Here is a 9,169-nt window from a genome sequence, read left to right as displayed (position 1 = left end):
GCGGCATAACCTGAATCTGAGGCAGCACCTGGCACGGCTGGGACGGAAGTCGCTGTCGCTCACAAAATCGGTGGAGCTGCATGACAAAGTCATCGGGCATTATCTGAACATAAAACACTATCAATAATTTTGAGTCATTACCCAGTTAGCAATAACCCCCGCTTGCGGGGGCCATACCCACCAGGAGCAAACGCAGAAAGCCCGAGATACTTCTGCTGTACCGGGGGCTGGCGACATTTCAGGCAACACTCATAGTTGACATCCTCCCCGCCCTAAAGGGCGGGGAGGATGTCAATAATAGCAGACCACATCATGATGTCATTCTGACCGACAGATGCCAGAAGCAGAGGATCCATCCCATTTTATACCTACCTTATAACACTTAGAAAAACAACATGTTAAAAATGTTTATTGGAAACAATTTTATTTCCAATTGTAATGATAACCATTCTCATATTAATATGGCTACGTGATAATTAACTTTTGATGCACTCCGCATGTCTGACCGTGCCACTTCCACAGCTTCCTTAACGTTCGAGTCGCTTTATGGCACCCATCACGGCTGGTTGAAAAGTTGGCTGACGCGCAAACTCCAGTCTGCCTTTGATGCAGATGACATTGCCCAGGACACTTTTTTGCGGGTAATGAGCAGCGAAACGCTCTCGACGATCCGCGATCCTCGCTCTTTCCTGTGCACTATCGCCAAACGCGTGATGGTGGACCTGTTTCGCCGAAACGCGCTGGAAAAAGCGTATCTGGAGATGCTGGCGCTTATGCCGGAGGGGGTAGCGCCTTCACCTGAGGAACGCGAAAGCCAGCTCGAGACCCTACAACTCGTCGACAGCATGCTGGACGGGCTAAACGGAAAAACACGTGAAGCGTTTCTGCTTTCGCAACTGGATGGCCTGACATACAGCGAGATTGCGCACAAACTCGGTGTTTCCGTCAGCTCCGTGAAAAAATACGTGGCGAAAGCCGTCGAGCACTGCCTGCTGTTTCGTCTGGAGCATGGGTTATGAATCCTTCGTTAACCGATTCCCGCCGTCAGGCGCTGCGTTCAGCTTCCCACTGGTATGCCGTGCTAAGCGGCGAGCGCGTCAGCCCACAACAGGAAGCGCGCTGGCAACAGTGGTATGAACAGGATCAGGATAACCAGTGGGCCTGGCAGCAGGTTGAAAACCTGCGCAACCAGCTTGGCGGTGTGCCTGGCGACGTTGCCAGCCGGGCGCTGCACGATACCCGCCTCACCCGCCGTCACGTGATGAAAGGATTACTGCTGTTGCTCGGCGCTGGCGGAGGCTGGCAACTCTGGCAGTCGGAAACCGGCGAAGGTCTGCGGGCAGATTACCGCACCGCCAAAGGCGCAGTCAGCCGTCAGCAACTGGAAGATGACTCCCTGCTCACGCTGAATACCCAAAGCGCGGCGGATGTGCGTTTTGATGCGCATCAGCGCACCGTCCGGCTCTGGTACGGTGAAATCGCCATTACTACCGCGAAAGATGCGCAGCAACGCCCCTTCCGCGTCCTGACCCGTCAGGGCCAACTCACCGCTTTAGGGACAGAATTTACCGTCCGCCAGCAGGATAATTTCACGCAGCTTGACGTGCAGCAGCACGCCGTGGAAGTGCTTCTCGCCAGTGCCCCCGCGCAAAAACGCATCGTGAACGCTGGTGAAAGCCTGCAGTTCAGCGCCTCTGAGTTTGGCGCAGTGAAACCGCTGGATGACGAGAGTACAAGCTGGACGAAGGGCATCCTGAGCTTCAGCGATAAACCGCTGGGTGAGGTGATAGCCACGCTAAGCCGTTACCGCAACGGCGTGCTGCGCTGCGATCCCGCCGTTGCCGGGCTGCGCCTGAGCGGGACGTTCCCGCTGAAAAATACCGATGCGATCCTGAACGTTATCGCTCAAACGCTTCCCGTTAAAATTCAGTCTATTACGCGGTACTGGATAAACATTTCACCGCTGTAAGAAAAATAATTCTCATTTCGATTGTCCTTTTTACCCTTCTCGTTCGACTCATAGCTGAACACAACAAAAATGATGATGGAGAAGGTATGACGCCGTTACGCGTTTTTCGTAAAACAACACCTTTGGTTAACGCCATTCGCCTGAGCCTGCTGCCGCTGGCCGGTCTCTCGTTTTCCGCTTTTGCTGCACAGGTTGATATCGCACCGGGATCGCTCGACAAAGCGCTCAATCAGTATGCCGCACACAGCGGAATTACCCTCTCGGTTGACGCCAGCCTGACGCGCGGCAAGCAGAGCAACGGCCTGCACGGAGATTACGACGTCGAGAGCGGCCTGCAACAACTGCTGGACGGCAGCGGACTGCAGGTAAAACCGCTGAGAAATAACAGCTGGACGCTGGAGACCGCGCCCGCGCCAAAAGAAGATGCCCTGACCGTGGTCGGCGACTGGCTGGGCGATGCGCGTGAAAACGACGTATTTGAACATGCTGGCGCGCGTGACGTGATCCGCCGTGAGGATTTCGCCAAAACCGGCGCAACCACCATGCGTGAGGTGCTTAACCGCATCCCTGGCGTCAGCGCGCCGGAAAACAACGGCACCGGCAGCCACGACCTGGCGATGAACTTTGGCATCCGGGGCCTGAACCCACGCCTCGCCAGCCGCTCGACCGTCCTGATGGACGGCATCCCCGTCCCCTTTGCCCCTTACGGTCAGCCGCAGCTTTCACTGGCTCCCGTTTCGCTCGGCAACATGGATGCCATTGACGTGGTGCGCGGTGGTGGTGCGGTGCGTTACGGACCGCAGAGCGTGGGCGGCGTGGTGAACTTTGTTACCCGCGCCATTCCGCAGGACTTTGGTATCGAGGCGGGGGTGGAAGGTCAGCTCAGCCCAACCTCTTCACAAAACAACCCGAAAGAGACGCACAACCTGATGGTGGGCGGCACAGCGGACAACGGTTTTGGCACCGCGCTGCTCTACTCCGGCACGCGCGGCAGTGACTGGCGCGAGCACAGCGCCACCCGCATCGACGACCTGATGCTGAAAAGCAAATATGCGCCGAATGAGGTGCACACCTTCAACAGCCTGCTGCAATATTACGATGGTGAAGCCGACATGCCCGGCGGCCTGTCCCGCGCGGATTACGACGCCGATCGCTGGCAATCCACCCGCCCGTATGACCGCTTCTGGGGCCGTCGCAAGCTGGCGAGCCTGGGCTACCAGTTCCAGCCGGACAGCCAGCATAAATTCAACATTCAGGGGTTCTACACCCAAACCCTGCGCAGCGGCTACCTGGAGCAAGGCAAACGCATCACCCTCTCGCCGCGTATCTACTGGGTGCGCGGTATTGAGCCACGCTACAGCCAGAGCTTTATGATCGGCCCTTCCGCGCACGAAGTGGGCGTGGGCTATCGCTATGTGAATGAATCAACGCATGAAATGCGTTACTACACCGCCACCAGCAGCGGGCAGTTGCCGTCCGGCTCAAGCCCTTACGACCGCGACACGCGTTCCGGCACCGAGGCGCACGCCTGGTATCTGGATGACAAAATCGACATCGGCAACTGGACCATCACGCCGGGTATGCGTTTCGAACATATCGAGTCATACCAGAACAACGCCATCAAAGGCACGCACGAAGAGGTGAGCTATAACGCACCGCTTCCGGCGTTGAACGTGCTCTATCACCTGACTGATAGCTGGAATCTTTATGCAAACACTGAAGGCTCGTTCGGCACCGTACAGTACAGCCAGATTGGCAAGGCTGTGCAAAGCGGCAATGTGGAACCGGAAAAAGCGCGAACCTGGGAACTCGGTACCCGCTACGATGACGGCGCGCTGACGGCGGAAATGGGGCTGTTCCTGATTAACTTTAACAATCAGTACGACTCCAACCAGACCAACGACACCGTCACTGCACGTGGCAAAACGCGCCATACCGGGCTGGAAACGCAGGCACGTTACGACCTGGGTACGCTAACGCCAACGCTTGATAACGTTTCCGTCTACGCCAGCTATGCGTATGTGAACGCGGAAATCCGCGAGAAAGGCGACACCTATGGCAATCAGGTGCCATTCTCCCCGAAACATAAAGGCACGCTGGGCGTGGACTACAAGCCGGGCAACTGGACGTTCAATCTGAACAGCGATTTCCAGTCCAGCCAGTTTGCGGATAACGCCAATACGGTGAAAGAGAGCGCCGACGGCAGTACCGGCCGCATTCCCGGCTTCATGCTCTGGGGCGCACGCGTGGCGTATGACTTTGGCCCGCAGATGGCAGATCTGAACCTGGCGTTCGGTGTGAAAAACATCTTCGACCAGGACTACTTCATCCGCTCTTATGACGACAACAACAAAGGCATCTACGCAGGCCAGCCGCGCACGCTGTATATGCAGGGGTCGTTGAAGTTCTGATGTGTTAACGCCCGGCTTGCCGGGCTTTTAGCTGGAATGTGACTATGTTGGCATTTATCCGTTTTCTTTTTGCAGGCCTGCTGCTGGTGATCGGCCACGCCTTTGCCGCCACGGTTCAGGACGAACACGGCACGTTTACACTCGATAAAACGCCACAACGGATTGTGGTGCTGGAACTCTCGTTCGCCGATGCGCTGGCCGCCGTGGACGTCAGCCCGATCGGTATTGCCGACGATAACGATGCAAAACGCATCCTGCCCGAAGTGCGTGCGCACCTGAAACCGTGGCAGTCCGTCGGAACGCGCGCGCAGCCGAGCCTGGAAGCCATTGCTGCCCTGAAACCAGACCTGATCATTGCCGACAGCAGTCGCCATGCGGGGATTTACACTGCCTTGCAGCAAATCGCGCCGGTACTGCTGCTTAAGTCCCGCAACGAAACCTACGCTGAAAATTTGCACTCAGCGGCTATCATCGGCGAAGTGGTAGGTAAAAAACGAGAGATGCAGGCGCGTCTGGAACAACATAAAGAGAAGATGGCGCAGTGGTCCAGCCAGCTTCCCACAGGGACACGCGTGGCCTTTGGCACATCACGCGAACAGCTATTCAACCTGCATACCCAGGAGACCTGGACCGGCAGCGTGCTGGCTTCTCTGGGGCTGAACGTTCCCGCTGCGATGGCGGGCGCGTCCATGCCGTCCATCGGCCTGGAGCAACTGCTGGCGGTCAATCCTGCCTGGCTGCTGGTTGCCCACTATCGCGAAGAGAGCATTGTTAAACGCTGGCAACAAGATCCGCTCTGGCAGATATTAACCGCCGCGCAGAAGCAGCAGGTTGCTTCAGTCGACAGTAACGCCTGGGCGCGGATGCGCGGTATTTTTGCCGCAGAGCGTATTGCCGCTGACACGGTAAAAATCTTCCACCATCAGCCGCTTACCGATGTGAAATGACCGCGCTAAAACACCCGGTGCTGCTGTGGGGGCTTCCCGTTGCAGTACTTATTATTATTTTCTGGCTGAGTCTGTTTTGCTACTCGGCCATTCCTGTTTCCGGAGCAGACGCAATCCGCGCCCTGCTGCCTGGACACACGCCAACGCTACCAGAAGCGCTGGTGCAAAACCTTCGTTTGCCGCGAAGCCTGGTCGCCGTTCTGATCGGCGCAAGCCTGGCGCTCGCGGGCACGCTGCTGCAAACCCTGACCCACAACCCAATGGCCTCTCCTTCACTGCTCGGCATTAACAGCGGCGCGGCGCTGGCTATGGCGCTTACCAGCGCGCTGAGTCCGACGCCGGTTGCAGGCTATTCCCTGTCGTTCATCGCGGCATGCGGGGGCGGCGTGAGCTGGCTGCTGGTCATGACCGCAGGAGGCGGGTTTCGTCATACCCAGGACAGAAACAAACTGATCCTCGCGGGTATCGCGCTGTCGGCCTTTTGTATGGCCCTGACCCGCATCACCCTGCTGCTGGCCGAAGATCATGCTTACGGCATCTTTTACTGGCTGGCAGGCGGAGTGTCCCACGCCCACTGGCAGGATGTCTGGCAGCTCTTGCCGGTGGTGGTCACTGCAGTCCCTGTCGTGTTGCTGCTGGCGAATCAACTGAACCTGCTCAACGTCAGCGACAGTACCGCCCATACGCTGGGAGTGAACCTGCCGAGACTACGTTTGATCATCAATATGTTAGTGCTGCTTCTGGTTGGCGCGTGCGTCAGTGTGGCAGGTCCGGTGGCGTTTATCGGCCTGCTGGTGCCACATCTGGCGCGCTTCTGGGCAGGCTTCGATCAGCGCAACGTACTGCCGGTGAGCATGCTGCTGGGGGCCACGCTGATGCTGATGGCAGATGTACTCGCACGCGCGCTGGCCTTCCCCGGCGATCTGCCCGCAGGCGCAGTGCTGGCGCTGATTGGCAGTCCTTGCTTTGTCTGGCTGGTGAGGAGGCGAGGATGAAAATTGCGCTGGTCATTTTCATCACCCTTGCCCTGGCAGGTTGTGCGCTGTTATCACTCCATATGGGGGTGATCCCCGTGCCGTGGCGCGCGCTGCTGACCGACTGGCAGGACGGACGCGAGCATTATTATGTATTGATGGAGTACCGACTGCCGCGCTTGCTGCTGGCACTGTTTGTCGGTGCAGCCCTCGCCGTGGCGGGCGTGCTGGTACAGGGGATTGTGCGTAACCCGCTAGCATCACCGGATATTCTCGGCATTAACCATGCCGCCAGCCTTGCCTCTGTGGGAGCACTGCTTCTTATGCCATCACTATCCGTGATGGTGCTGCCGCTGCTGGCCTTTGCGGGCGGTATGGCGGGGTTGATCTTGCTGAAGATGCTGGCAAAGACCCACCAGCCGATGAAGCTGGCGCTCACCGGCGTGGCGCTTTCCGCCTGCTGGGCGAGCCTGACGGATTACCTGATGCTCCTGCACCCGCAGGATGTAAACAGTGCCCTGCTGTGGCTGACGGGTAGCTTATGGGGGCGCGACTGGCACTTTGTGAAGATTGCCGTGCCGTTGCTCATTCTGTTTTTGCCGCTGAGCCTGCGCTTTTGTCGCGATCTCGACCTGCTGGCGCTGGGCGATGCACGAGCAGCCACGCTCGGCGTGTCGGTTCAGCGCACCCGGTTCCAGGGGCTGATGCTGGCTGTCGCGATGACAGCAACCGGCGTGGCCGTCTGTGGCCCGATAAGTTTTATTGGTCTCGTCGTGCCGCACATGGTGCGCAGGATCGCCGGCGGGCGTCACCGCTGGCTGATGCCCGTTTCGGCCCTGACGGGCGCGTTGTTGCTGGTCATTGCCGATCTGCTGGCACGAATCATTCATCCGCCGCTGGAGCTTCCGGCAGGCGTGCTGACCGCCATTATCGGCGCACCGTGGTTTGTCTGGCTGCTTGTGAGAATGCGATAAATGAGATTACGTACTGAAAATCTGACCGTCAGCTATGGCGCACAAACCGTGCTGGATGGACTTTCTCTCGCCCTGCCTGCCGGAAAAATCACGGCCCTGCACGGCCCTAACGGTTGCGGGAAATCGACGCTGTTGAACTGTTTTTCTCGCCTGTTAACACCAGACTCTGGCGAGATATTGCTTGATGAAAAACCCATAGCCGGTTTTTCCGCCCGCCAGCTGGCTCGCCGCCTGGCTTTACTGCCGCAACACCATTTATCCCCCGAGGGGATCACTGTACGGGAACTGGTTTCCTACGGCCGCAGCCCGTGGCTGTCGTTGTGGGGGCGACTCTCCGCGGAAGACAACGAGCGGGTCAACGTGGCAATGAGTCAGACCCGGACGCGCAATCTGGCTGACCGCAGGTTAACCCAGCTTTCCGGCGGCCAGCGCCAGCGTGCGTTTCTGGCGATGGTGCTGGCACAGGATACCCCACTCATTCTTCTTGATGAGCCTACGACCTACCTCGATATCAATCATCAGGTTGAACTGATGCGCCTGATGGTTGAACTCAAAAGGCAGGGGAAAACCGTAGTGACGGTACTCCACGATCTGAATCAGGCCAGCCGCTATTGCGATCATCTGGTGGTACTGGCAAGCGGTCGCGTGATGGCGCAAGGTGCTCCGGAAGCAGTGATGAAACCAGAGCTTCTAAAGACGGTGTTCAGCGTAGAAGCGGAAATCCATCCCGAACCGGTATCTGGCAGACCCATGTGTGTGGTGAAGTAGTCTGGCGAAGTCATAAGGATCATCACAGGACAGATAAAGGAAGTGATAACCACCTGCCAACAGGCACCAAAATCTGGCTGGTTGCCGGTATCACCGACATGCGCAACGGCTTCAATGGTCTCGCCGCAAAGGTGCAGACGATGCTGAAAGATGACCCGATATCCGGCCATGTCTTCATCTTCCGGGGCCGCAGCGGCAGTAAGGTCAAACTGCTGTGGTCCACCGGCGACGGGCTGTGCCTGCTGACCAAACGGCTGGAACGCGGCCGCTTCGCCTGGCCCTCTGCCCGCGATGGCAAAGTGTTCCTGACCCCGGCGCAGCTGGCAATGCTTCTGGAAGGCATCGACTGGCGGCAGCCTAAAAGACTGCTTACGTCCCTGACCATGTTGTAGGCCTCTTTATCCTGGTTGTCGTTGAATAAGCCTGGTAAAATGCGGGCTTATGAACAACACCTCCCCCTGACGACATCCTTCTGCTGAAACAGCGCCTGTCCGAACAGGAAGCGCTGAACCGCGCCCTGCTGGAAAAGCAGGCCGACCGGGAGCGCGAAATAGACCATCTGCAGGCGCAGCTGGATAAGATTCGCCGGATGAACTTCGGCAGTCGTTCTGAATAAATCTCCCGCCGCATCGCGCAGATAGAAGCCGACCTGAACCGGCTTCAGACAGAAAGCGATACGCTGACGGGTCGGGTTGCCGATACGGGCCGGGCCCCGTATCGTTTTAACCCTGAATATTCATCGCAGATATTGTTTCGGGTTTTCCGGTATACCAGCCCTGAACTAGGTAACCGGGGCCAAGAGAACGGACGAATTCAAACTGTCCTGGCGTTTCCACCCCTTCAAACACCAGTGGTTTGCCAGTACCACGTAACCCTTTCACCACAGAAACAAGTAGCGCTCGCTTCACCGGGTCATCAATATTGGCAATAAAAATACGGTCTATTTTTATCTCATCGAAATCCAGTACCGTCAGCCATTCAATATGGGGGCCGCTTGGCAAACGGAATCTATGGTCACTCCCGTTTTTGCAACACCGATTTTGACGACAAGTTGGCTTGCTTGAATCTATCCGGCGTCTGAATGGGATTTTATTCCCGCGCCTTGATGAGTTCCGCGCCTGATGAA

The 9,169-nt window shown here is 57.5% G+C and carries 10 protein-coding genes and 1 pseudogene; 10 read left to right on the top strand and 1 reads right to left on the bottom strand.

Annotated features, from left to right (window positions below; genetic code table 11):
• From ACHH0Z_RS25180 to ACHH0Z_RS25135, 10 genes and pseudogenes are all read left to right on the top strand, one after another.
• On the top strand, nucleotides 1-127 hold a 127-nt coding region (locus ACHH0Z_RS25180), incomplete at its 5' end, for an IS1 family transposase (RefSeq protein ID WP_213090707.1).
• Between the two features lie 370 nt (nucleotides 128-497).
• Nucleotides 498-1,019: an RNA polymerase sigma factor FecI gene (gene fecI, locus ACHH0Z_RS25175; protein WP_016151347.1), complete on the top strand. Its 522-nt coding sequence runs from the start codon at nucleotides 498-500 to the stop codon at nucleotides 1,017-1,019.
• Nucleotides 1,016-1,969, top strand: a complete 954-nt coding sequence (fecR, locus tag ACHH0Z_RS25170; protein ID WP_023304425.1) for a ferric citrate uptake sigma factor regulator FecR — start codon at nucleotides 1,016-1,018, stop codon at nucleotides 1,967-1,969. Before fecI ends, fecR begins: the two co-directional genes overlap by 4 nt.
• 86 nt (nucleotides 1,970-2,055) lie before the next feature.
• Nucleotides 2,056-4,380: a TonB-dependent Fe(3+) dicitrate receptor FecA gene (gene fecA / locus ACHH0Z_RS25165; protein ID WP_022652364.1), complete on the top strand. Its 2,325-nt coding sequence runs from the start codon at nucleotides 2,056-2,058 to the stop codon at nucleotides 4,378-4,380.
• 44 nt (nucleotides 4,381-4,424) lie between these two features.
• Entirely contained in the window at nucleotides 4,425-5,327 is a 903-nt protein-coding gene (gene fecB, locus ACHH0Z_RS25160) for a Fe(3+) dicitrate ABC transporter substrate-binding protein FecB (protein ID WP_007898890.1), read from the top strand.
• The gene (fecC, locus tag ACHH0Z_RS25155; protein ID WP_004118243.1) at nucleotides 5,324-6,322 is read left to right on the top strand and encodes an iron-dicitrate ABC transporter permease FecC; all 999 of its coding nucleotides are present in this window, start codon (nucleotides 5,324-5,326) and stop codon (nucleotides 6,320-6,322) included. The genes fecB and fecC overlap by 4 nt, the downstream gene beginning before the upstream one ends.
• Nucleotides 6,319-7,275, top strand: coding sequence for a Fe(3+) dicitrate ABC transporter permease subunit FecD (gene fecD, locus ACHH0Z_RS25150; protein ID WP_004118246.1), 957 nt, complete (start codon nucleotides 6,319-6,321; stop codon nucleotides 7,273-7,275). Before fecC ends, fecD begins: the two co-directional genes overlap by 4 nt.
• Nucleotides 7,276-8,043 carry a Fe(3+) dicitrate ABC transporter ATP-binding protein FecE gene (gene fecE / locus ACHH0Z_RS25145; RefSeq protein ID WP_045409639.1) on the top strand — a complete coding sequence of 256 codons (768 nt, stop codon included), beginning with the start codon at nucleotides 7,276-7,278 and terminating at the stop codon, nucleotides 8,041-8,043.
• A gap of 53 nt (nucleotides 8,044-8,096) precedes the next feature.
• Nucleotides 8,097-8,435, top strand: a complete 339-nt coding sequence (gene tnpB / locus ACHH0Z_RS25140) for an IS66 family insertion sequence element accessory protein TnpB (RefSeq protein WP_028018554.1) — start codon at nucleotides 8,097-8,099, stop codon at nucleotides 8,433-8,435.
• A gap of 49 nt (nucleotides 8,436-8,484) precedes the next feature.
• Nucleotides 8,485-8,743, top strand: a pseudogene (locus ACHH0Z_RS25135) (IS66 family transposase); the annotation flags it as partial.
• Between the two features lie 22 nt (nucleotides 8,744-8,765).
• On the opposite strand, the gene ACHH0Z_RS25130 reads toward ACHH0Z_RS25135, so the two are convergent.
• Nucleotides 8,766-9,169 (bottom strand): EAL domain-containing protein (locus tag ACHH0Z_RS25130; RefSeq protein ID WP_225368922.1); only part of this gene is annotated, 404 nt, incomplete at its 5' end.

Origin of the sequence: Enterobacter cloacae complex sp. 2024EL-00227 (genome assembly GCF_043945315.1) — a bacterium.
Classification (GTDB): domain Bacteria; phylum Pseudomonadota; class Gammaproteobacteria; order Enterobacterales; family Enterobacteriaceae; genus Enterobacter; species Enterobacter roggenkampii.
The sequence above is the reverse complement of the archived record's forward strand: the minus strand, read 5'-3'. Positions and strand labels throughout refer to the sequence as shown.

What these genes read in the sequence shown, in the direction of transcription:
- fecB (WP_007898890.1), top strand. Translation starts at nt 4,425, where the DNA reads ATGTTGGCATTTATCCGTTTTCTTTTTGCAGGCCTGCTGCTGGTGATC.
- fecD (WP_004118246.1), top strand. Translation starts at nt 6,319, where the DNA reads ATGAAAATTGCGCTGGTCATTTTCATCACCCTTGCCCTGGCAGGTTGT.
- fecI (WP_016151347.1), top strand. Translation starts at nt 498, where the DNA reads ATGTCTGACCGTGCCACTTCCACAGCTTCCTTAACGTTCGAGTCGCTT.
- fecC (WP_004118243.1), top strand. Translation starts at nt 5,324, where the DNA reads ATGACCGCGCTAAAACACCCGGTGCTGCTGTGGGGGCTTCCCGTTGCA.
- fecE (WP_045409639.1), top strand. Translation starts at nt 7,276, where the DNA reads ATGAGATTACGTACTGAAAATCTGACCGTCAGCTATGGCGCACAAACC.
- fecA (WP_022652364.1), top strand. Translation starts at nt 2,056, where the DNA reads ATGACGCCGTTACGCGTTTTTCGTAAAACAACACCTTTGGTTAACGCC.
- fecR (WP_023304425.1), top strand. Translation starts at nt 1,016, where the DNA reads ATGAATCCTTCGTTAACCGATTCCCGCCGTCAGGCGCTGCGTTCAGCT.